Below are 22,044 nucleotides of genomic sequence, written 5' to 3' on the forward strand. Positions count from 1 at the left end.
TCGTAAGCTTTCTTCCAACGGTCCGCACACTGCTCCACTCGTTTTATCCCGAGCACATCCACATTAAATCCATTGGTTTCGAAAATCTCTCGAGGTAAACAACCTAATAGGTATTGCTCGATAAACAGACGTTTGAACTCATCTGAGTAAGTAATCGATTTATCACTTACCCGTACGATAAACGGATTGTTTTCTAATTGTTCCTGCTCGTTTTTATTGAAGTGTTTTTTACTCATAAGCTCGCTCCCAACTGTTCATTCCAGTATACAAAAAAGGACCCATACGCTAAACACTTTTTTCTAAGTGTCCAGTGTATGGGTACCAGTTTACTTGCATTCCTTTTTTATTAATTTAAAGCTACATTTTCATTACGCCGCCAGTGCTGGCAGAAGTAACAAGATGAGCATAACGGGCCAAGTAGCCGCGCTTGATTTTGAGTTCGAAGCCTTTCCATTCGGAACGGCGTTTTTCAAATTCTTCATCGCTGATCAGCAGATCCATCGTACGGTTGTTCATGTCGATCTCGATGATATCGCCTTCTTGAACAAATGCGATTGGACCGCCTTCGGCTGCTTCTGGTGAAGCATGGCCGATGCTTATGCCGCGGGAGGCGCCAGAGAAACGTCCGTCAGTGATAAGGGCTACCTTAGCGCCAAGTCCCATCCCAACGATTTGTGAGGTTGGTGCCAGCATTTCCGGCATGCCTGGGCCGCCGCGCGGTCCTTCATAACGAATGACAACTACATGGCCTTCTTTAATTTTTCCGTTAGCGATGCCGTGAAGCGCATCATCTTGGGAATCGAAGCAGATAGCAGGACCTTTGTGGTAGCCGCCAACCGACTTGTCCACCGCACCTGTTTTGATAATTGCGCCGTTAGGAGCCAGGTTACCGAACAATACGGCTAGGCCGCCGCGTTCGGTATGCGGGTTATCAATGGTGTGGATAATATCCGTATCTTGGATTTCGCATCCCATTACATTTTCGCGAAGAGTTTTGCCTGTAACGGTAATGCAGTCTCCATTCAAAGCGCCTTCCTTCTTAAACAGCTCATTTAGAACCGCGCTTACGCCGCCTGCATTGTGAACGTCTTCGATGTGATAATCGGATGCCGGAGCGATTTTCGCCAGATGCGGAACGCGCTCAGCCACTTCGTTGATACGTTCAATCGGGTACTCGATACCTGCTTCATGCGCGATAGCAAGCGTATGAAGAACCGTATTTGTGGAGCCGCCCATTGCCATATCAAGCGCGAATGCATTGTCGATTGTATCTTTTGTAACGATATCACGCGGTTTAATGCCAAGCTCAATGATCTTCATAAGCTGGCGAGCCGCGTCTTTAACGAATTCTTTGCGCTCTGGAGAAACGGCAAGAATCGTACCGTTGCCTGGCATAGCAAGTCCCATGCCTTCTGCCAAGCAGTTCATCGAGTTAGCTGTAAACATACCCGAACATGAACCGCAAGTCGGACAGCCGAATTGTTCCAGCTCCATCAGCTGATCGTCATTAATTTTACCGGCTTGGTGAGCGCCTACGCCTTCAAATACGCTGGAAAGCGAGATCGAACGACCATCGGAAGTTTTACCTGCTTTCATTGGTCCGCCGCTGACAAGCATCGTCGGGATGTTGACGCGAAGAGCGCCCATGATCATACCAGGTGTAATTTTGTCGCAGTTTGGAATGCAGACCATGCCGTCAAACCAGTGAGCATTAACAACCGTTTCAATCGAATCGGCAATAATCTCACGGCTGGCAAGGGAGTAACGCATACCGATGTGGCCCATCGCGATGCCGTCATCTACGCCGATTGTGTTAAATTCAAAAGGAACGCCGCCAGCTTCGCGAATGGCTTCCTTAACAAGCTTTCCGAACTCCTGCAAATGAACGTGACCTGGAATAATATCAATATACGAGTTGCAAACCGCAATAAACGGCTTGTCGAAATCCTCCTCTTTTACGCCTGCGGCACGCAGCAAGCTGCGATGCGGTGCGCGGTCGAAACCTTTTTTGATCATGTCTGAACGCATTCTTTTGGCCGCCATGTAAATGCCCCCTATGTGCATAATAAAATATCAATACTCTCGATTTTATCACAACGGACAAGCGTTGGCTATAACGCCTAGCAGTTACGGAAACGAAGCATTCATTAAGAAACCATTAAAAAATACTTAAACATTGTGATATTGCGCCAAACGACAGGACATGCCTGAGGATATTCATGTATAGTATGCTCAATGGAAACAATGAGAACAACAATCGGGAGCTTAAAGGAGTGTGCTTTATTATGGAAAGACGAGTATTAATTGTAGATGACGAGCGTGAAATCGCTGATCTTATAGAAATTTATTTGAAAAACGAAGGGTTTGCTACGGAAAAGGCCTATGACGGCGAGCAGGCATTGCAGGCTTATGGGCAAAAACCGTTTGATCTGGTCATTTTGGATATTATGATGCCCAATATGGACGGTCTAGAGGCGACTCGCCGATTAAGGCGCGTCTGCTAAAGCGGATACGGTGATGACGGCCAAGGATACGGCATCGCTTGCCGCCTATCTATTGAAGAAGTATCCTGAAGTACTGGAGGTTTCGAGCCGCAGCAGCGTAAAGCTAACCAGCACGTCGCAGAAGCTGAAAACGACAAATCTCATGTTAAACGGAATGCCTTATGCCTTTCCTGGCAATGATGGCTTGAAGACGGGATATACAGTGCAAGCTGGTTATTGCTTTACGGGTACAGCTAAGCAGGATGGACGGCGGTTAGTATCTGTTATTATGGGAGCCCATTCGCCGGAGCAGCGATTTACGGAAACGAGTTTATTGTTTGATTACGGATTCAAGACGGATGGTTTGGCGAGTTTAATCGGACATATACAAAGTAAAAGTAAACTGGGGATTCAGGCGGGTTAAAAGCAAGTGCGCTGCCGATTAAATCGATTTTCGTCGAAAAATGGCGATTATACCAAGTGGATTAATAGTGTAAGCATCGTGTTAAATCTAGGAAGAGCGAATGTCGCTTTTTCTAGATTTTTTGTTTATATATAAGAATTTATAAGTTTTCACTTATAAATGTGCTTATATATCTCCGCGAAACGATAGCTTTTGCCACTGAAGACGGCGACAGCCGTTTACGATTGTAATGTCACAAAATCTAACGCAATGAGATTTACTATCCATAATTTGCTGTCTATAATGGAATTATTACGGATGAAGAGGTGAAAACATGCAGTTGACTGAACGTGAAAAAGAGAAGCTGCTTATTACGATCGCAGCTGATTTGGCAAGGCGGCGTATGAACCGCGGCGTAAAGCTTAATTATCCTGAGAGCGTTGCGCTTATCACCTCTGAAATTATGGAAGGCGCGCGTGACGGGATGACGGTTGCGCAATTAATGGAGTTTGGAACGCAAATATTAAAGGCGGAGCAGGTTATGCCCGGTATACCGCAAATGATACATGAGGTTCAAGTGGAAGCAACTTTTCCAGATGGGACGAAGCTTGTCACGATACATGATCCGATTACACATTAGGCGATTGATACATAGTAGAGAGGGGAGCTTTGCCAAATGATTCCTGGTGAATACCGAACGGCTTTAGGCGAGATAGCATTAAATGCCGGGCGCCAAACCAAGCAGCTTATCGTTGTAAATACAGGTGACCGACCTGTTCAAGTGGGCTCTCATTTTCATTTTTTTGAAGTGAATCGCGCTTTAAAGTTCGACCGGGAAGCAGCGTTTGGCATGCGGCTTCATATTGCCGCGGGAATGGCGGTCCGCTTCGAGCCGGGCGAAGAGAAGCCTGTCTCGGTCGTAGAGCTTGGAGGATCGAAGCTTTCCTATGGACTGAATGGCCTGAGCCAAGGAAAAGCAGAAGCGGGTGCTATGCCTGATGCCGTTCGGGAACGTTTGAAAGTATGGGAGGGCGGCGGCGCATGACGAAGATGGATCGACGAAGCTATGCTGCTATGTTCGGACCAACTACAGGAGATGCAGTAAGACTTGCGGACACGGAGCTTTGGGCCGAAATTGAGCATGATTTTACGGTGTACGGCGATGAATGTAAATTCGGCGGCGGCAAGGTTATCCGGGACGGCATGGGACAATCGAGCGGCGCACTGCGTGATGAGGGTGTGCTCGATACGCTCATTACGAATGCTGTCATCATCGATCATTCCGGAATCGTGAAAGCGGACATTGGCATCAAAGACGGCTTTATCGTTGGAATTGGCAAAGCGGGTAATCCGGATATTATGGACGGCGTTCATCCGAAAATGATCGTTGGCGCAAGTACCGAGGTAATCGCTGGAGAAGGGAAAATCGTAACGGCCGGAGCCATCGATTCGCATATCCATTTTATTTGTCCGCAGCAGATTGAGACAGCGTTATCCTCAGGCGTCACGACGTTGATCGGCGGCGGAACGGGACCTGCGACGGGCACCAATGCGACAACGGTTACGCCGGGCGCGTGGCATATGCGACGGATGCTGGAAGCGGCGGAGCATTTTCCGATGAATATCGGTTATACAGGAAAGGGCAACGCCTCGTTTACTGCCCCGCTCATTGAGCAAATCGAAGCGGGCGCGATCGGACTGAAGCTGCATGAGGATTGGGGAACGACGCCAGCGGCGATCGATGCCTGCCTGCAGGCCGCAGATCAGTACGATGTGCAAGTCGCGATCCATAGCGATACTTTAAATGAGGCAGGATTTGTACAGGATACCTTAGCGGCTATCGGCGGCCGGACGATCCATACCTACCATACGGAAGGTGCTGGAGGCGGTCATGCGCCGGATATCATTATCGCGGCAGGTGAGTTGAACGTGCTGCCGTCTTCAACGAATCCGACCCGCCCTTTTACAATCAATACAATAGAAGAGCATTTGGACATGCTGATGGTTTGCCATCATCTCGACAGCAGCATACCGGAGGATGTGGCGTTCGCGGATTCACGGATTAGGCCGGAGACGATAGCTGCCGAGGATATTTTGCATGATATGGGCGTATTCAGCATGATCAGCTCCGATTCCCAGGCGATGGGACGTGTTGGAGAAGTCATCATTCGCACCTGGCAAACGGCTGACAAAATGAAAAAGCAGCGCGGTCCGCTGCTGCCGGATAACGAGCAGAATGATAACTTCCGCATCAAGCGTTATATTGCGAAATATACAATCAATCCAGCGATAACGCATGGCGTTTCGCATTTGGTAGGTTCACTTGAAGCAGGTAAATTCGCTGACCTTGTCATATGGAATCCCATGTTCTTCGGGGTTAAGCCGGATCTTGTACTCAAGGGCGGAAGCATTGCATTTGCACAAATGGGAGATCCAAACGCCTCGATTCCGACGCCGCAGCCGGTATTCGGCCGTCCTATGTTTGCATCCTTCGGCAAGCTGGTATTCAACAGCTCCATAACGTTTGTATCTCAGGCAGCTTATGACCGGGGAATAGCAGAGGAGCTTGGCCTTCAGAAGCGTATCGAACCGGTGAAAGGCTGCCGCACGGTTACGAAGAAGGACATGATCCATAATGATGCGACACCGAAGCTGGAAGTAGACGCGGAGACCTACCATGTGCTGGTAGATGGCGAGCACGTAACCTGCGAGCCGGCAGAGGTGCTTCCGATGGCTCAGCGTTATTTCTTATTTTAAAGGATATATAATGCCTCAGGGGCTGGGAGGAGGCAATCGAAGATGAACGATAGTATCAGATGGCTGGCCATGCAGCAGCTGCTGGATTCGGCCCTGCCGATCGGCGGTTTCTCGCATTCGTTCGGCTTGGAGACGATGGTTCAGGAAGGCAGGATGAATCGTTCCAATCAGCTCTTCGCTTATGCCGCAGCGATGCTGCTGCAAAGCTGGGCGAGCTCGGATGCCATGGTCATCAAAGCCGTATACCGCGATGCACCCCAAGCGGATTGGGAGCGGCTGTGGTCGGTTGAACGGCTCGTGCATTTGCAACGGGTCGCTTCCGAGACACGCAGCGGCGTGGAGAAAATGGGCAGGCGGCTGCTTCAGCTCGCATCGGCGATTCATCCGCAGCTGGACTGGGCCCCGCTTTCTGAGGCGATGCGGGCCGGCAAATGTTTTGCTTCGCATCCGCTTTCGCATGGCTATGCGTGCTGGCTGCTTGGCGTATCGGAGGAGCGGGCAATACAGGGTTATTTTTACAGCTGCATCGTAACCTGCGTCAACAGCGCGCTGCGACTCATGTCGATGGGACAGACAGAGGGGCAATTTTTGATTGCAAGGCTGACTCCATTGACAGAGCAAGCGATGTCGGTAGCGAGGGCGCTTGAACCGGAGGAGGCTTACTCAAATATGCCAATGGCGGAGATAGCGATGATGCGGCATGAGCGCTTGTATTCACGATTATTTATGTCTTAACGACTATCTATACGAAAATGGAGGAATAACAAATGTGCCAAGGACAAGGACATACTCATCAGGAATGGGAAAGCCCGGCGATCGACAGCTCAAGACCGATTCGGATCGGAATAGGCGGACCGGTAGGGTCCGGCAAGACGGCGCTTGTGGAGAGGCTGACGCGCGAGCTTCATACGAAATATAGCGTGGCCGTGATCACAAACGATATTTATACAAAAGAAGATGCCAGAATCCTTTTCAATACAGGCGTGCTGCCAGAGGAACGCATCATTGGCGTGGAAACAGGCGGATGCCCGCATACGGCCATTCGTGAGGATGCATCGATGAATTTTGAAGCGATTGAAGAGCTGGAGCGTCGTTTTGATCATTTGGATCTTATCTTTATCGAGAGCGGCGGAGACAATCTGGCGGCTGCGTTCAGTCCCGAGCTGGTGGATCGTTTTATTTATATTATCGACGTGGCCCAGGGAGAGAAAATTCCTCGCAAAGGCGGCCCTGGCATCATGCGTTCCGATTTGCTTGTCATTAATAAAATCGATCTGGCACCTTATGTAGGCGCAAGTCTCGAGGTCATGGAGGCTGATACCGTGAAAATGCGCGGTGATCGCCCATTCGTGTTCTCCAACTTGTTCGGAGGCGACGGCGTTGACGAGATCGTGAGCTGGCTGACGCATGAAGTTGCCCATGCGCGGGGGACGGAGCATTCCCATGTGATCCAACTGACCAATATACCTTCTGAGCATCGGCATACTGCTTCCTAAATGGAACTTGTAAATCAATTGGGACAGCATGACGGCACGGTGGGCGAGCCGCGCATCCGGACGTCCGTGCTGCGCGCAGCCTTTGTAAATCGGCGGGGCCGGACGTTCGTCGAAAATAAGTTTCATACCGCGCCTATAAAAATTGCGAAGGCATTTCCGCTGGATGACCAGTTAGGCGTCATCGTCATGGATGTGTCGCCCGGTTTGCTCAGCGGCGACACATATGAGCTGGATTGGTTTTCTGGCCAAGACTCTCATGTCATGATTACCAATCAATCATACACGAAAGTGCATCCGAGTCAGCCAGCCGCTGACTCTTCGATGCTGCAGGTGTTCGCTCTTGAAGAGAATGCCGTCGTCGAGCATATGCCTGAGCCTGTGATGCTGTATAAGGACGCGGCGTTTCGAAACGAGACTAAAGTTAAATTGAAGGCGGGTTCGGTTTGGATGCAGGCGGATGTGCTTTGTCCCGGCCGCACCCTGCGGGGTGAGCGGTTCGATTACCGATCCTATCGCAACTCGCTGTCCGTTTATTACGGGGAAGAGCTTATTTTCTCCCAGCGTCAGCGGATCGAGCCGGCGAAGCAAGACATAACGGCGCCTGGCTGCTGGGATGAAATGACTCACACCGCAACCTTTTATCTGTTTTCCGATCGCATGAACAGCTCGCATTTAGAGCAGCTGCAGGAAAAATTGGATAGTTTTGCTTCGCCTGAGGGCCATTTGATCGTTGCAGGTGCGTCGCTGACACATCGGTTCGGGGTAGCGGTCTCAGCAGCTTCGACAGCAGCTTGGCCTTTGCAGCAGCTAATGCGGGAGTTGTGGCAGACAGCGCGCAAAGGTTTGCTTGATAAGCCTCCGCTGCGCTTTTTGCAGGGATAATTGCGTAAGGTTATGTTTTCGAATTGTTTCCAAGTGTAAGCAAAAAGGCCAGCCGTCGTTTCTTTTGGTTGGCTTTTTTGCGCTTCTGTTAAGAAAATCGTATATTTCTGTAAAAGAGGATTAGTTAATCTCATAAAGGAACGTTATAATATGAACAGCTGATTGCTTTTTATGAAATATAGGATAGGTTGGTGATCGATTGGAAGCTTCAAATACAGAAAGGCTCGAATTAATGAGAAAACTAGACGAATCCTTTCGTCAAGTCCGCAGGCAAATCAATACGGAATGGAATAGCTATAATGTGCATGGGCTTGGATTGACCCATGGCAGGATGCTCATCATCCTGTCGCAGTCAGGCGCGCAGAAGGTATCGGCATTAGCGGAGCAGCTCATGATTACGAGCGGGGGAGTAACGGGGATCGCGGACCGATTGATAGAGCTGGGTTATGTGAAGCGGGAGCGGGGAGAGAAGGATCGTCGCGTGGTCATGCTTGACCTGACAGACGAAGGCTTAAAAATCGTCAACCTTATCGAAACCGTCCGCTCAAAATTGATGCATAAGCTTTTTGAAGGCATGTCGGTAACGGACATGGAGAAGGGCGTCCAGCTTTTTGAACATATGAGCAGGAATATGGAATCGGATGTTACAAATTCGTGACTATTTACATATTTCATTATTAATACACGGTAAATTGGTGTAGAATAAACTAGAAATTTGTCGAAATCAAATAGGTTGACAAATTCCGATAAAATAACTAGGGTTAAAAGGAATTAATACATTCAATTGTTTAGGGGAGATTACGATGAAAAAGGCATTAGCATTAGCGGTTTCGTTGCTTCTAATGGTTGCGATTGTCGCAGCTTGCGGAGCAAACAAAAATGATGCAGGAAACGCGGCGAATAACGGCGCAGCGACGAATAACACGGCTGGCGACAAAGCGGAGAAGAAAAAAATCGCGCTCGTGCTGCCTGAAAAAATCGGCGTGAACAAATTTTTTGTATTGATGGATGAAGGCTTCAAAAAAGCCGGCGATGAATTCGGCGCTGAAGTAAAAACAATCGAGTCCACTGACCCTGCAGGTTTCGAACAGAACCTTCGCGCAACCGTTGCCGAAGATTATGATCTGATCATTACCGCAACTTTCCAAGCAGAGGATGCATTGAAGAAGGTTGCTGCTGAAAACCCGGACAAGTCATTCGCTGTCATTGATACAGTCGTTGATCTTCCAAACGTGCGCAGCGTTAACTTCCGCGAGCATGAAGCATCTTACCTGATGGGCGCGCTTGCTGGCCTTTCCACTAAAACAAATATCGTAGGCGCTGTCGTCGCAATGGACGCTCCGCTCCTTAGCAAATATACATCAGGATTTGAGCAAGGCTTGAAAAGCACGAATCCAGATGCGCAATTCCTTATCAACTATGTAGGCAGCTTCACGGATCCGGTTAAAGGTAAAGAGCTTGCTTTGCTGCAACAATCCAAAGGCGCTGACTTTATCGCAGGTATGGCTGCTGTTGGCGACAACGGCGTATTCGAAGCAGCGAAGGAAAAAGGCTTCTTTACATCAGGCCAAGATACAGACCGTACCGAAGAAGATCCAGAGCATATCGTTCTTTCGCAATTGAAGGGTACAGATGCGGTTGCTTACGAAACGGTAAAAAGCTTCGTAGATGGAAGCTTCGCTTTCGGCGTAGCAGACTACGGCTTGAAAGAAGACGGCGTAGGCCTTACGTTCGTAACCAGAGACAGCAAATCTACGCTGAGCGCGTTCATCGGCCAAGAAAATGTAGATAAAGTTAAAGTGATTGCTGAAGATATCAAATCTGGTAAAATCGTAGTAGTAAACCCGCTAGCTCAATAGAATGACATGCCGGCTGCTACCCATGCAGCCGGTTTGCTTGTTGCTTGGAAGCTTCTTCCTATATGGAGGAAGTGGTTTTTTTTGTTTAAACGGTACGGCATGGAATGGGGAGGAGCATTTGTATGTTGCTGCAAATGGACAGCATTACGAAATCATATGGGAGCGTAACCGCAAATAACAATGTTCAGTTTTCGCTGCAAAGAGGTGAAATTCATGCCTTGGTTGGTGAAAACGGTGCTGGGAAGACAACACTGATGCGCATATTGTACGGAATGGAAAGTCCGACAAGCGGTGAAATCCTTATGGATGGAAAACCGGTTTCGTTTGCCAGTCCTGCTGATGCGATCAAGCATAAAATAGGTATGGTCCACCAGCATTTCATGCTGTTCCCGACGTTTACGATAGCCGAAAATATTGTAATCGGGCGCGAGCCCTCTAAGGGAGTAGGTTTTGATCGAAGGGCCGCTGCCGCCGAAACGGAACGAATCGGCAAGCTTTATGGCATGCCGGTAGATCCTTGGAAGAAGGTTGCGGATTGCTCGCTTGGCATGCAGCAGCGCGTAGAAATTTTGAAGGTGCTTTATCAAGGAGCGGAAGTCATTATTTTGGATGAGCCTACGGGCGTTTTAACCCCTCTTGAAGTAAAGGAACTGCTGATTGCGATAAAAGGATTAGCTGCGCAAGGTAAAAGCTTTATTCTGATCAGCCACAAGCTGCAGGAAATTATGGAAGTCGCCGATCGGGTAACCGTTCTGCGGGATGGCAAGGTTAGCGGAACGGTTGACGCAAAGGATACAAGCGCGGAACAATTGTCACGGCTTATGGTCGGTAGGGATTTGATACATATATCACGCAATGAGGCCAGCAGAGGCAAGAAGGTGCTGGAGGTATCAAACGTTTCCCTCAAGGGATTGAAGACAAAGCCGCTGCTCACGAATGTGAACCTTTATGTAGATGAAGGAGAGATAGTCGGCATTGCAGGTATATCAGGCAATGGCCAATCGGAACTCATTCAAACGATATCCGGCCTTATAAAACCTGATGGCGGTGAAATAAAGCTGCTAGGACAGAACGTGACCGGTTCACCGGCGGGTGTTATTCGTGAGCGGGGGCTTGCTCACATTCCGGAAGACCGTTACCAATGGGGCGTTGCGAAGGATGCAACCGTTACGGAGAACGGCTTGATGGGTCATACAGGCAAGCATCAGAAATACGGCATGTTAGACGGTGCCGGAATTCGTCAGATGGTAAGTGAATGGGTTACGCGCTTTGGCATTAAAACAGGCTCGTTATCTACCAAGGCGCAGTTCCTGTCCGGAGGCAATCTACAAAAGCTTATTGTTGCTAGGGAGCTTGCCCAGAAAACTCCGTTCCTCATTGCGGCTGAACCCACGCGCGGCGTGGATGTCGGCGCTATGGAGATCATCCATGGAGAGCTTCTCAAGAAGCGAGACGAAAGAGGGGCAATCCTGCTCATTTCCTCTGAATTAACCGAAATATTGAAGCTGTCTGATCGGATTTTGGTGATGTATGAGGGGCAGATCGTAGGCGAGCTGGATGCGGATACGGCTACCGAGGAGCAAATTAGTTTGTTAATGGCAGGAGGAAAAGCGGTTGGATAAGCTGGTACAAATCGGACGCTCGCTGCTGCAGCCGCTTTTGGCGGTTCTTGTCGGCTTGGCAGCAGGCGCAATTGCCATCGTCATCGTCGGGGGCTCCGTTACGGAAACCTACGCTGAAATGTGGAAGGGCGCATTCGGCAGTTTCTACTTTTTTACGAATACATTAAGCCGCGCGACACCGATCATATTGATCGGGCTGGGAGTTGCGTTAGCCTTTCGTGCTGGATTTTTTAATATGGGCTCAGAAGGTCAAATGGTGCTGGGTGCGCTAAGCGCAGCAGTAACGGCCATCTACCTGCCTGGACCCGGTTGGTTCAAGCTTATTGCTGCAATTATAGCCGGTATTATTTCCGGGGGAATATGGTCGGCATTCGCAGGCTGGTTGGATGCCAGATTCCGAATGAATCTGCTGATTACCACTTTATTGCTTAATTATATTGCTACTCTCTTTGCAGGTTATATCGTATCTTATCCCTTGAAGGATCGCACGGGATCGGCAGCAATGGCTCAAACCGTTATGATCGATCAAAGCGTATGGCTGCCAAAGCTTTTTAAAGGCATGAGCCTGCATGCCGGATTCCTTATTGCTGCAGTCGGGGCCATATTGTTGTTCCTGTTTATGCGTTATACGGTTAAAGGCTATGAAATACGCATGCTGGGCGGCAATCCGCTATTTGCAAGCTATGGCGGCATCAAGCGGGGGAAAATGATGCTGATCAGCATGTTTGTCAGCGGAGGTTTGGCCGGTCTAGCGGGCTCCGTTGAGGTGCTGGGTACACAGTATCGTTATTTGGACGGGGCATTAACCTCGCCAGGATACGCCTGGTCAGGGATAATGGCAACGCTGCTTGCAAGCTCGCATCCGCTGGGAACAGCCGTAGCCGCGATATTGCTTGCCGCCTTGCAGACAGGCGGAATGGGCATGGAGCGTAACACGGAGGTGCCGCTCGAGGTATCAAGCATCATTCAAGCGGTCCTTATCTTATTCGTTTCTGCGAAATTCACTTATTCGTTTATAAAACGCAAGAAGGCGAGGTCATAATATGGATTTTTTATTAGATGCCTCCTTGTTTGCCTCGACACTTCGTATGGTTACGCCAATACTGCTTGCGGCACTCGGCGGCGCCATATGCGCGCGAGTCGGTTTGTTTAACGTAGGTCTTGAAGGCTTAGTGCTGATCGGTGCCTTTTCTGCGATCGTGGGCAACCATTTTACGGGGAATGTATTTGCTGCAGTGCTGTTTGCGGTATTATGCTCGCTTTTATTTTCGATATTGTTTGGGTATATGAGTATACAGCTTAAGGCGAACGTCATTGTAGTCGGGATAGCCCTTAACTTTTTGGCGCTGGGGCTGACGACGTTCTCCTTGCGTGCGATCTTTGATGTGAAAGGCGCATACTACAATAAGGATATGGTGGGCCTGCCTAAATGGGATATACCGGTTCTTAAGGAAATTCCATGGCTTGGGGATGTATTATCCGGGCATTCACCGCTCGTTTATTTGTCGATTCTGCTTGTCATTGCCCTGCAGCTATTTTTGTTCAAGACGGTAACAGGCTTTCGATTGCTTGCCGCAGGCGAGAATCCGACTGCAGCCAAGAGTCTGGGCATTAAAGTATCACGGATCCAATATGGCGCAGTGCTGATGTGCGGCGTGTTGTGCGGGCTTGCAGGCGCCCAGTTGTCGCTTGGGAATGTAACGATGTTTACGGAAGGCATGACATCCGGACGGGGTTTCATCGCGCTCGTTGCGACGATGCTTGGCCAATCGAATCCAATCGGCGTAGCTGCATCGAGCCTGCTGTTTGGCTTCATGGATGCACTTAGCATCAGGCTGCAGGGCTTTGCCCTGCCGACGCATTTTACGATGATGCTGCCTTATATCGTCACGATCATTGCTATGTTATTCTTTAAAGACAAAGGCTACATGCAGGAAGCGCGCAAATCGAATGAAAGCTCTCGGTAAATTGAACAGTGCAAGTAGACTGCTCGATTAGTCATATAAGTAAGCAAATAGGACAAGTATGGAGGTAAAACGATGCATAAAAAAGCAGATCGGCTCAAAAAAGTGACGGCAATCAGACAATCGGAGGTTGCGCCGGAGATTGCCCATCGGGTGCCCCCAGGTCAAACGGTTACGGAACGGTTTCCAATCCTGCATGAAGGGGAAGTTCCCGTCTATGATTTAAAAAACTGGAAGCTTCGCGTATTTGGCGAGGTCGCTGAGGAACGGACTTTCAGCTTCGAAGAGCTGCTTGCACTTCCGCAAACGAAGACCTTATGCGATATTCACTGCGTCACTAGATGGTCGAAGCTGGATACCGAGTGGGAGGGCGTGAAATTTAAGGATTTGCTGCCCCTGCTCGGCGTGAAGCCGGATGCCAAATACGTCATGATCCATGCAGATGAGGATTATGATACGAATGTTCCGTTAGCGGATTTGCTGCATGAAAATGTAATGCTGGCGCACCGCTTTGACGGCGAGCCTCTGACCGATAAGCATGGCTGGCCGATGCGCTTGCTTGTTCCTCATTTGTATTTCTGGAAAAGCGCAAAATGGATTACGGGAATTGAATTTATGAACGAGGACCGCGAGGGCTTCTGGGAGCGCAACGGCTTCCACAACTATGCAGATCCGTTCCAGGAACAGCGTTTTAGCAGCGACGAGAACGCAATGCCTGAGGATGAATGGATGAAAAAGGAGTTTGATTGAGCAGATGCTTCCTATATTACTAGTTAATCCGGAGGATTTGCCGGCTTACGCTATCGTTTGCGGCGATCCGCGGCGTGCCGAGCTTATTTCGCAAAAGCTGGTTAATGTTAAAGAGCTTGCGTTTGCGCGGGAATACCGTACTTTCGTAGGGGATTATGAGGGTGTGCGGCTTGCTGTCGTAAGTCATGGCGTAGGCTCGCCAGGAGCGGCTGTCTGCTTCGAGGAGCTGATTCGGGGCGGCGTAAAAACACTAATACGTGTCGGTACGGCAGGTTCGTATTCGGCGGATCATCCTGCAGGCAGTCTGGTCGTAAGTACGGCTGCCGTCCGGGCTGAAGGCCTAACGCATCAGCTGGTGCCGGCAGGTTTCCCTGCTGTTGCTGACAGCGGGGTGACAGAAGCTCTTTATGCGTCGGCGCTGGAGAGCGAAGGAATCGTAAAGAAAGGCATTACCGTTACGCTCGACGTGTTCTTCTCCGGTGTTGTGGACATTCCACATCGTCAATACAAGCAAGCGGGAGCAATTGCCGTTGAGATGGAAATTGCTGCGCTGTATGTCATTGCAACGCTTCGCGGAGCGCGTGCCGGTGCGATCTTGGCATTGGACGGTTACGCGGATTCCGATTTGGCTGGCGAGTACGATCCGCATACGGATGTCGTAGCAAAAGCGGTTGAGCGGGAGATCGAAACGGCGCTGCGGGCTGTTGCCAAGCTTGCGGCCGTGTAAATGACTTGTTAGCTTAGCAAGGGGGAAACGTCTCGTGGGAAGAACATTGTTTAAGCGCGAGTGGATGGATGGCGATTTGTATCCGTATGTGTTTGCTTATTATTTCAAGCAATGGTCCGATTATTCCATGACCTATCACTCGCATGACGCAATCGAAATCATGTATGTTATATCCGGGGCGTGCGTCATCGAGCTTGAAGCGGCGGCGGAAGCGAATGCTTGTGCAATGACGCTCAAGAAGGGTGATTTTATTATATTGGATGCGAATGTTCCGCACCGGCTTATCGTCGACGAACGCGGACCGTGCCGCATGCTTAATGTTGAATTTGACTTCAGGGTGCGCCGTGCGGCGTTTCCCTCTATGCGTCAGCTGGCTTTGGAGGACGAGGATGTGGCTGCATTGTTCACAGCGCCGTCCTCTTATTTGTTTTTGCGTGATGCAAGCGAAGTTTACCAGGTACTGAAGAGCTTGGTGCTGGAGCTGGACAGCATGGGCAAGAGCATCAATATGAAAGCGGAGATTTTGTTCGCGCAGCTTCTGCTTGCGATTGCAAGACTGCACATGGAGACGGGCACAAAGGGCGTTAATCCAGCGGATCTTTACGTGAAGCAAGCGATTGAGTATATGCACCACAACTATGACCGTGATATTCAAGTAAAGGATATTGCTGCGGCTGTCAGCCTGCATCCCGGTTATTTGCACCGTGTTTTCCGGACGCAGCTGGGCAAAACGTTAACAGGTTACTTGACGGAGCTGCGAATGGAGAAGGCGAAAATGCTGCTGATGGAGACGGATATCGCCATTGCGGATATTTGCGATTACGTCGGTGTAGGAAGCAGGCAATATTTCCACGCCATGTTCAAAAAATACACGAGCCTGACGCCGATTGCTTACCGGAATTCAGTAGATACCCAAATATTAGATATTCGCGGACAAAACACACCATCATAAAAGTTAGGATTTCTGACACTAATAAACACAGATGGTCACTATTTTGATAACGCTTCCGAAATATCGTTGCTAAAATATAGAGGAGATTAAACGAATCTATTAGACGATAATTGGAGGCTGATTGGCATGTCTGCTATTAAAATTACATTTATAGGCGCGGGCTCGATTGGATTCACGCGCGGCTTGCTGCGAGATTTGCTTGCTGTTCCTGAATTCCAAAACATCGAGGTTGCGTTTACCGATATCAATGCGCATAACCTTGAAATGGTTACGGCGCTTTGCCAGCGCGATATTCACGAGAACGGTCTTTCGATAGCGATCCAATCGACTACGGATCGCCGCGAGGCATTGAAGGATGCGAAGTACGTAATTTGTACAATCCGCGTCGGGGGTCTTGAGGCATTTGCAACAGACGTGGATATTCCCCTCAAATACGGCGTTGACCAGTGCGTAGGCGATACGCTGAGTGCCGGCGGCATTATGTACGGCCAGCGGGGTATTGCGGAGATGATGAACATTTGCCGCGATATTCGCGAGGTGGCGGCGGACGATGTACTCCTGCTCAACTATGCTAACCCTATGGCGATGATGACATGGGCTTGCAATAAATATGGCAACGTGCGAACGATTGGTTTATGTCATGGGGTACAGGGCGGACATTGGCAAATTGCCGAGGCCTTTGGTCTTAAGCAGGAGGAAGTCGATATTATTTGCGCGGGTATCAACCACCAAACCTGGTATATCCAAATCAAGCACAAAGGCGAAGATTTGACAGGCAAGCTGCTGGAAGCATTCGAGAAGCATCCGGACTTTAGCCGCACTGAGAAGGTGCGTATCGATATGCTTCGCCGCTTCGGTTATTACAGCACCGAATCAAACGGCCATTTGAGCGAATATGTGCCGTGGTACCGCAAGCGTCCGGAAGAGATTAACGATTGGATCGATATGAGCTCTTGGATTAACGGCGAGACAGGCGGATATTTGCGTGTATGCACGGAAGGAAGAAATTGGTTTGAGACGGATTTCCCTAACTGGATGAAGGATCCGGCAAATGAATTCAAAAGCGAGCTCCGCAGTCATGAGCACGGCTCTTACATTATCGAAGGTTTGGAAACGGGACGAGTTTACCGCGGTCATTTTAACGTTGAGAACCAGGGAGTCATCGCGAATCTGCCTAATGATGCCATCATCGAGGCGCCAGGCTATGTGGATCGCAACGGGATCTCCATGCCGACGGTAGGCGAGCTGCCGCTTGGAGCTGCAGCTGTGTGCAACGTTAGCATATCTGTTCAACGCCTAGCGGTTGAAGCGGCGATCCACGGCGACGATAAGCTGTTGCGTCAAGCTTTTATGATGGATCCGCTTGTCGGTGCCGTTTGCAATCCGAATGAAATTTGGCAAATGGTCGATGAAATGCTTGTGGCGCAGGAGCAGTGGCTGCCGCAATATACTGATTCTATCGCAGCAGCTAAAAAGCGCCTAACGGAAGGGCCTCTGCTTCCTACGCGTGAATACGAAGGCGCAGCGCGTCTGAAGGTGAAGACGGTTGAGGAAATGCAGCAGGACCGGGAGGCTGCGAATAAGAATGCAGGCGAATCGGATAAAGGGAAGGAACGCGTTTAACGCGGGGCATATTTCAGTTCAATAGGTTCGAGAACGGCGCCGGGAGGACTCCATGCAGGCGGTCCGAACTTCTTAAGGTAACCAAGCGTGTTCATATAGTCTTCAACTGGCTGCTCTTCGTCCATCTTGCGGAATATTTCCCAGCAGGCGATGACATCATTTAAAGCTCTATGGCCGCCGATGAGCGGGATGCCGTATCGATCCGACATATCCTTAAGGGTGTGAGGATAAACATGGCGTGCACGGCTGATGGTCAGCGTGTCGATGAAGCTGTTCGAAAAAGACCTGCCAGCGATCCGAAGCAGGGAATGATGCAGGAATCCGAGATCGAAGGCGGCATTGTGGGCGATCAGAACGTTGTCCCCGAGCATGCGGTTCAAAATACGAAATGCGGTATCCTCATCCATTCCGGTAGCCGTCATTTCATCGGTGATACCGGTCAGTTCGGTTATTTTGGCCGAAAGCTTGCCGTCATATCGAACCAGCGTGCTGAATTCACTTGCAATTTCGCCGTTGACGCAGCGGATAGCCGCCATCTCTATGACACGGTCCTTCTTCGGATCAAGTCCGCTCGTTTCAAAATCAATGACGGTATAAGAATGTGCAGTCATAGCTGTTTCACCACTTTTTCTAGTAATAAGTTAGAGTTCCTTATGCTTATTATTCGCTAAAGGTGATAAATAACCTTTTATTTCGCGCTTGAAAAAAGAGACTGGTTCCGGAAATGGCTGTATGCCTTTCGCCGAACCAGTCTCTTTTTTACTGAAGTTAAGGAATGGACTTATGCAAAACAGTGCCATTTATATTGGCGCTATGCAGCAGTTAAATATACATTCGAACACAAGCTCAAGCTGCTTTTCTATGCCGAAACCTAAGTAAAATCATCTAAAATGAAGAGAACCTATTGCTGCGCTGTAGTTTTTACAATCTAAACCCTGCTCGAGAGTAAATTTTCTGGTTACATTGCAGTTTCTGCAATAGATTTCGCGGAATCAGTTAATTTCTCCGTCTAGGAGGGTATTTCTGATGTATTTTCTGCAATGTAGGTCTTTGAACTGAATGTCATGTAAGCTTTCTATTGTAGAAAGTGCAGTAGACCTCATGCGATTCAAGAGCAACAACGCTACAGCAGTCTTAAGAGACGGCACAGTTAGGTGAAAAGCCTTCCTGGCCGTCTCTTTGGCATATGGACTTATCCTTAAACTGCGGCGTTAGTGGTTGTTGCCAGAAGCGTTTCCTTTTTTATCGGATGTTTTTGTCGTTGTGTTTTTTGTAGCATGACCTTGCTGCTTTGCCATTGTGAATTCCCTCCTTTTCGATGCAGTAGCTGTAGTGTGTGATTAATGAATCGGTTGCTATTCGAAAAGAGGTGTCTGAAGGCCGGTGAAAATCCTGCCAATCCAATGGCTTCATTTATTTCAACTTTGATTCGAGGTACCGAACAAATCCAATCCTAATTGTCTTAGTACATCCATTTGTTAATTTTTGTTGGCTTTATGCACGAATTTCGTTTCGTCCAGCGTTTTCAAGTCGAGGCTGTAACCTTAATCGCGAGAACAATGAACTAAAACAAAGAATAGGTTTCCTAGAGCTTCCCATATGGGAGGCTAGTGACTATTTTGAGGAAGAGAGCGCTTTCTTGCTGAAAGGGAATACTGTATCGATATGATAAAATGAATAAAAAGAAAGCGTTATCGAGTTGATGTACAACGGGGGATGCAGCAAATGCGGAATGGGACGAGTTTTTGGACCAGATTAAACCTTTTTAAAGGTGCGCCGCTTTCTCCTGAAAGCAAACTCAGCAAGGATGCCGTTACGGCACTGCTCATTCATTGCTGCTTTCAGTTCGGCGCATCCATGTCAGGCTTGTTTCTAAATTTATATTTATGGCGGTTAACGCAGGATTTGATGGTCAACGGGATTTATAACATTATCGTATTCCTGCTGACGCCGCCGGCATTTGCGCTGGGAGGCTGGATTGCCAAGCGCCGTGACCGAATGGTTACCTACCGGTTAGGAATCGTAATGATTGCCATCTTTTATTTGATGGTCGTTATTGCCCAGGAGCATGTCGCGCAATATTACATAATGTTTGCTATTTTCAACGGGATTGCCGCGGGGCTGTATTGGACCGGCTACTTAGTTATTCAATACGATGTCTCAACTGAAGCGAACCGCATACGTTTTCTTGCAATCAACATGATCGTATTTAACGCGTCCGGGCTTGCCGGGCCGGCACTTGCGGGGTTCATCATTCAGCGCAGCGAGGGTCTGACGGGCTACGTATTTATTTTCATGCTGGCGTTTATCATGTTCTTGATCGCCGCGATTGTCAGCTTCCGTATACCGATGATTCCATCTCATCACAAAGCGTATTATTTAAAATTTATGGGGCTTGTCATGAACAAGAACCGACGCTGGATGAAGGCGTTGTTTAGTTTTTTTGTGCTCGGCCTATTCCAAGGCATTATGCTGTTTTTGCCTAATATCATGCTTTATCAAACGGTTGGCCGCGAGGATTGGGTCGGATATTTGGGTGTGTTTTTCTCCTCTCTGACCGTTGCTACCGGTTATGTCATCTCAAGGAAAGCGCAAAAAGAGCAGGTTCGCAAATACGTGCTGCTTTCTACAACGGGCGTCGCGTTAGGATCGTCATTGCTGCTTATCCAAGTGGATTTTTGGTCTGTCGCCTTATTTATGATCTTGTTCTCGATTTGCAATCCGCTTGCAGTCAATACGCTTACCTCTTATTATTACCGATTGATCGGCACACTGCCGCTCAAAGGCCAGCTGCGCGTAGAATCCGTCGTCATGCGGGAACTTTTTCTTAACGCGGGAAGGGTGCTCTCCATTAGCTTGCTTATCTTTCTTGCTAAGGATTTGGAATCGGTATGGATGCCGGTTGTGCTGTTCAGCATGGCCGTGCTGCAATATGTATCGGTGCTGTTAATTAATGAGAAACAGAGCGCGGAGCAAGAGCAATTAAAATCATAATGGGTTAACCTCAGCCATGTGGAATAAGGGCTGAGGTTTTTTTTTTGCGTTTGCAGCAAGAGACCAGAGAATATTTAAACTTAAATACAGAAAAAATTATAAGTACTCATGCTGTAGAATCTGTTATTCTGAATGGATGAATACTTGCGGACGAATGTAAAAAAGCAAAGGGGAGTTTATCCGTGCAGAGGAAATATCATACCATCTATCTCATGATTACGCTAGGAATGCTGCTGTTGACGGGCTGTATGAGAGGCGGCGGAGACCCTTCTATTCATGAAGAGGCTGACCATGCTGAAATTACAAAAACGGTAACGCTTACTTTTTGGAGAAATTCCGGAAACAAAGCGGAAAATGCCGCTTATGATCAATTGATTGCAGCGTTCATGGAGAAGAATCCTTCGATTCGAATACAAATGATGCCATTCCCCTATAGCGATTATGATACGAAGCTTCGAACCTCTGTAGCCGCCGGTAACCCGCCGGACATAATGGCCATCGATGCTCCGAACCTTGCTTCCTATGCCGAGGCAGGCGCACTTTTGCCCTTAACGGATCGTTTTCAGCGTGACGGTCATATCGAGGATATCCCGCAAACGACAATAGACGGCTACACTTATCGGCAAAATATTTATTTGGCTCCAATGACAGAATCATCGATCGCGATGTTTTATAATAAAAAAATGTTCGAGGCTGCCGGAATCCCGCTGCCCTCGCGTAATCCAGATGAGGCTTGGACCTGGGAGCAGGTGCTGGGCGCTGCCAAAAAAATCAATGACCCCAGCCGGGGGATTTATGGCATCGACCCTGCACAGGGCTTTCAAAATGCTGGAGCAACCGCTTATTTCAAATATCCGATCATTTGGCAGTTCGGCGGAGAGGTGATGAATCCGGAAGGAACCTCGGCGAAAGGCTATCTGGACTCACCGGAAACGAAGCAGGCATTGCTGTTCTATACGGAGCTGTTCACCAAATACAAAGTGGCTTCTTTTGAATATCCTGTCGATGCGTTTCCGAACCGCAAGCTAGGCATTACCATCGACGGAACATGGTCTCTCGCGCATTTAGCTGAAAATTTCCCGGATTTTAAACTCGGCGTGGACTATGACGTTGCCCCGCTGCCGAAGGGAACGAGGCAAGCTGTAGCAAATGGCAGCTGGGGACTTGGAATTTCATCGAAAAGCAAATATCCGGAGGAAGCTTGGATGTTTGTGAATTGGATGACAAGCTATGATGGCTTGAAGCTGTATACCAGCATTACAAGGGATATTCCAGCGAGATATTCTGTTGCCAAGGAGTTTACGGAGCTGAACGAGTATCCGAAAAATATTTTTGTCATCCAAAACCAAAAGTACGGCAGGCCTCGCCCGATTACGCCGGTGTTTCCGCAGGTTTCTGAGGCAGTCAAAAATTTATTCGAGCAAGTAACGCTCGAGAAGCGTGATCTGGACGAGGCGATCCAAGCCGCGATCGGCACGATCGATAAGGCTTATGCCGATTCAATTGCGCTATCGAAATAATGATGCCAGTAA

General features: G+C 48.8%; 22 protein-coding genes. 19 read left to right on the plus strand and 3 right to left on the minus strand.

The window, feature by feature from the left end; translation table 11 throughout:
- Together RCO25_RS08750 and ilvD are read right to left on the minus strand one after the other, a co-directional pair.
- On the minus strand, nt 1-236 hold a 236-nt coding region (locus tag RCO25_RS08750; RefSeq protein ID WP_374992088.1), incomplete at its 3' end, for an HTH domain-containing protein.
- A gap of 121 nt (nt 237-357) precedes the next feature.
- Nucleotides 358-2,043 carry a dihydroxy-acid dehydratase gene (gene ilvD / locus RCO25_RS08755; RefSeq protein WP_308995763.1) on the minus strand — a complete coding sequence of 562 codons (1,686 nt, stop codon included), beginning with the start codon at nt 2,041-2,043 and terminating at the stop codon, nt 358-360.
- A gap of 242 nt (nt 2,044-2,285) precedes the next feature.
- Between ilvD and RCO25_RS08760 the strand changes: the two genes are divergently transcribed.
- From RCO25_RS08760 to melA, 17 genes are all read left to right on the plus strand, one after another.
- Complete coding sequence (locus tag RCO25_RS08760; protein ID WP_308995764.1) at nt 2,286-2,504, plus strand: response regulator; 219 nt, start codon at nt 2,286-2,288, stop codon at nt 2,502-2,504.
- Between the two features lie 13 nt (nt 2,505-2,517).
- Entirely contained in the window at nt 2,518-2,907 is a 390-nt protein-coding gene (locus RCO25_RS08765) for a D-alanyl-D-alanine carboxypeptidase family protein (protein ID WP_308995765.1), read from the plus strand.
- Between the two features lie 313 nt (nt 2,908-3,220).
- Complete coding sequence (locus RCO25_RS08770; protein WP_308995766.1) at nt 3,221-3,526, plus strand: urease subunit gamma; 306 nt, start codon at nt 3,221-3,223, stop codon at nt 3,524-3,526.
- A gap of 36 nt (nt 3,527-3,562) precedes the next feature.
- Nucleotides 3,563-3,931, plus strand: coding sequence for an urease subunit beta (locus RCO25_RS08775; protein ID WP_308995767.1), 369 nt, complete (start codon nt 3,563-3,565; stop codon nt 3,929-3,931).
- On the plus strand, nt 3,928-5,643 hold the full coding sequence (gene ureC, locus RCO25_RS08780) for an urease subunit alpha (protein ID WP_308995768.1): 1,716 nt from the start codon (nt 3,928-3,930) through the stop codon (nt 5,641-5,643). The genes RCO25_RS08775 and ureC overlap by 4 nt, the downstream gene beginning before the upstream one ends.
- Before the next feature lie 42 nt (nt 5,644-5,685).
- Entirely contained in the window at nt 5,686-6,378 is a 693-nt protein-coding gene (locus RCO25_RS08785; protein ID WP_308995769.1) for an urease accessory protein UreF, read from the plus strand.
- A gap of 32 nt (nt 6,379-6,410) precedes the next feature.
- Entirely contained in the window at nt 6,411-7,139 is a 729-nt protein-coding gene (gene ureG, locus RCO25_RS08790; RefSeq protein WP_308995770.1) for an urease accessory protein UreG, read from the plus strand.
- On the plus strand, nt 7,140-8,021 hold the full coding sequence (locus tag RCO25_RS08795) for an urease accessory protein UreD (RefSeq protein WP_308995771.1): 882 nt from the start codon (nt 7,140-7,142) through the stop codon (nt 8,019-8,021).
- Nucleotides 8,022-8,253: 232 nt separating this feature from the next.
- Complete coding sequence (locus tag RCO25_RS08800; protein WP_308995772.1) at nt 8,254-8,679, plus strand: MarR family winged helix-turn-helix transcriptional regulator; 426 nt, start codon at nt 8,254-8,256, stop codon at nt 8,677-8,679.
- Between the two features lie 145 nt (nt 8,680-8,824).
- Entirely contained in the window at nt 8,825-9,880 is a 1,056-nt protein-coding gene (locus RCO25_RS08805) for a BMP family protein (protein ID WP_308995773.1), read from the plus strand.
- Between the two features lie 122 nt (nt 9,881-10,002).
- A complete protein-coding gene (locus tag RCO25_RS08810; protein ID WP_308995774.1) occupies nt 10,003-11,502 on the plus strand; it encodes an ABC transporter ATP-binding protein in 1,500 nt (499 codons plus the stop codon).
- On the plus strand, nt 11,495-12,544 hold the full coding sequence (locus tag RCO25_RS08815; protein WP_308995775.1) for an ABC transporter permease: 1,050 nt from the start codon (nt 11,495-11,497) through the stop codon (nt 12,542-12,544). The genes RCO25_RS08810 and RCO25_RS08815 overlap by 8 nt, the downstream gene beginning before the upstream one ends.
- 1 nt (nt 12,545) lies before the next feature.
- A complete protein-coding gene (locus RCO25_RS08820; protein ID WP_308995776.1) occupies nt 12,546-13,469 on the plus strand; it encodes an ABC transporter permease in 924 nt (307 codons plus the stop codon).
- Nucleotides 13,470-13,541: 72 nt separating this feature from the next.
- On the plus strand, nt 13,542-14,216 hold the full coding sequence (locus RCO25_RS08825; RefSeq protein WP_308995777.1) for a sulfite oxidase-like oxidoreductase: 675 nt from the start codon (nt 13,542-13,544) through the stop codon (nt 14,214-14,216).
- A gap of 4 nt (nt 14,217-14,220) precedes the next feature.
- On the plus strand, nt 14,221-14,943 hold the full coding sequence (locus tag RCO25_RS08830) for a nucleoside phosphorylase (RefSeq protein ID WP_308995778.1): 723 nt from the start codon (nt 14,221-14,223) through the stop codon (nt 14,941-14,943).
- Between the two features lie 34 nt (nt 14,944-14,977).
- Nucleotides 14,978-15,895, plus strand: a complete 918-nt coding sequence (locus tag RCO25_RS08835) for an AraC family transcriptional regulator (RefSeq protein ID WP_308995779.1) — start codon at nt 14,978-14,980, stop codon at nt 15,893-15,895.
- A gap of 126 nt (nt 15,896-16,021) precedes the next feature.
- Nucleotides 16,022-17,518, plus strand: a complete 1,497-nt coding sequence (gene melA / locus RCO25_RS08840) for an alpha-glucosidase/alpha-galactosidase (RefSeq protein ID WP_308995780.1) — start codon at nt 16,022-16,024, stop codon at nt 17,516-17,518.
- On the opposite strand, the gene RCO25_RS08845 is transcribed toward melA, so the two are convergent.
- Nucleotides 17,515-18,129 (minus strand): 3'-5' exonuclease, encoded by a 615-nt coding sequence (locus tag RCO25_RS08845; protein ID WP_308995781.1) that lies wholly within the window; start codon nt 18,127-18,129, stop codon nt 17,515-17,517. The two genes, melA and RCO25_RS08845, sit on opposite strands and share 4 nt — an antisense overlap.
- A 1,114-nt stretch (nt 18,130-19,243) precedes the next feature.
- Between RCO25_RS08845 and RCO25_RS08850 the strand changes: the two genes are divergently transcribed.
- Nucleotides 19,244-20,512: an MFS transporter gene (locus tag RCO25_RS08850; protein WP_308995782.1), complete on the plus strand. Its 1,269-nt coding sequence runs from the start codon at nt 19,244-19,246 to the stop codon at nt 20,510-20,512.
- A gap of 182 nt (nt 20,513-20,694) precedes the next feature.
- Nucleotides 20,695-22,032 (plus strand): ABC transporter substrate-binding protein, encoded by a 1,338-nt coding sequence (locus RCO25_RS08855; RefSeq protein WP_308995783.1) that lies wholly within the window; start codon nt 20,695-20,697, stop codon nt 22,030-22,032.
- The last annotated feature ends 12 nt before the right edge of the window (nt 22,033-22,044 follow it).

The organism is Paenibacillus sp. LHD-38 (assembly GCF_031157315.1).
Classification (GTDB): domain Bacteria; phylum Bacillota; class Bacilli; order Paenibacillales; family Paenibacillaceae; genus Pristimantibacillus.

What these genes read in the sequence shown, in the direction of transcription:
- ureG (WP_308995770.1), top strand. Translation starts at nt 6,411, where the DNA reads ATGTGCCAAGGACAAGGACATACTCATCAGGAATGGGAAAGCCCGGCG.
- RCO25_RS08845 (WP_308995781.1), bottom strand. Translation starts at nt 18,129, where the DNA reads ATGACTGCACATTCTTATACCGTCATTGATTTTGAAACGAGCGGACTT.
- RCO25_RS08830 (WP_308995778.1), top strand. Translation starts at nt 14,221, where the DNA reads ATGCTTCCTATATTACTAGTTAATCCGGAGGATTTGCCGGCTTACGCT.
- RCO25_RS08770 (WP_308995766.1), top strand. Translation starts at nt 3,221, where the DNA reads ATGCAGTTGACTGAACGTGAAAAAGAGAAGCTGCTTATTACGATCGCA.
- RCO25_RS08850 (WP_308995782.1), top strand. Translation starts at nt 19,244, where the DNA reads ATGCGGAATGGGACGAGTTTTTGGACCAGATTAAACCTTTTTAAAGGT.
- RCO25_RS08800 (WP_308995772.1), top strand. Translation starts at nt 8,254, where the DNA reads ATGAGAAAACTAGACGAATCCTTTCGTCAAGTCCGCAGGCAAATCAAT.
- RCO25_RS08820 (WP_308995776.1), top strand. Translation starts at nt 12,546, where the DNA reads ATGGATTTTTTATTAGATGCCTCCTTGTTTGCCTCGACACTTCGTATG.
- RCO25_RS08825 (WP_308995777.1), top strand. Translation starts at nt 13,542, where the DNA reads ATGCATAAAAAAGCAGATCGGCTCAAAAAAGTGACGGCAATCAGACAA.
- ilvD (WP_308995763.1), bottom strand. Translation starts at nt 2,043, where the DNA reads ATGGCGGCCAAAAGAATGCGTTCAGACATGATCAAAAAAGGTTTCGAC.
- RCO25_RS08795 (WP_308995771.1), top strand. Translation starts at nt 7,140, where the DNA reads ATGGAACTTGTAAATCAATTGGGACAGCATGACGGCACGGTGGGCGAG.
- RCO25_RS08785 (WP_308995769.1), top strand. Translation starts at nt 5,686, where the DNA reads ATGAACGATAGTATCAGATGGCTGGCCATGCAGCAGCTGCTGGATTCG.
- RCO25_RS08805 (WP_308995773.1), top strand. Translation starts at nt 8,825, where the DNA reads ATGAAAAAGGCATTAGCATTAGCGGTTTCGTTGCTTCTAATGGTTGCG.
- RCO25_RS08760 (WP_308995764.1), top strand. Translation starts at nt 2,286, where the DNA reads ATGGAAAGACGAGTATTAATTGTAGATGACGAGCGTGAAATCGCTGAT.
- RCO25_RS08775 (WP_308995767.1), top strand. Translation starts at nt 3,563, where the DNA reads ATGATTCCTGGTGAATACCGAACGGCTTTAGGCGAGATAGCATTAAAT.
- RCO25_RS08765 (WP_308995765.1), top strand. Translation starts at nt 2,518, where the DNA reads ATGACGGCCAAGGATACGGCATCGCTTGCCGCCTATCTATTGAAGAAG.
- RCO25_RS08810 (WP_308995774.1), top strand. Translation starts at nt 10,003, where the DNA reads ATGTTGCTGCAAATGGACAGCATTACGAAATCATATGGGAGCGTAACC.
- melA (WP_308995780.1), top strand. Translation starts at nt 16,022, where the DNA reads ATGTCTGCTATTAAAATTACATTTATAGGCGCGGGCTCGATTGGATTC.
- ureC (WP_308995768.1), top strand. Translation starts at nt 3,928, where the DNA reads ATGACGAAGATGGATCGACGAAGCTATGCTGCTATGTTCGGACCAACT.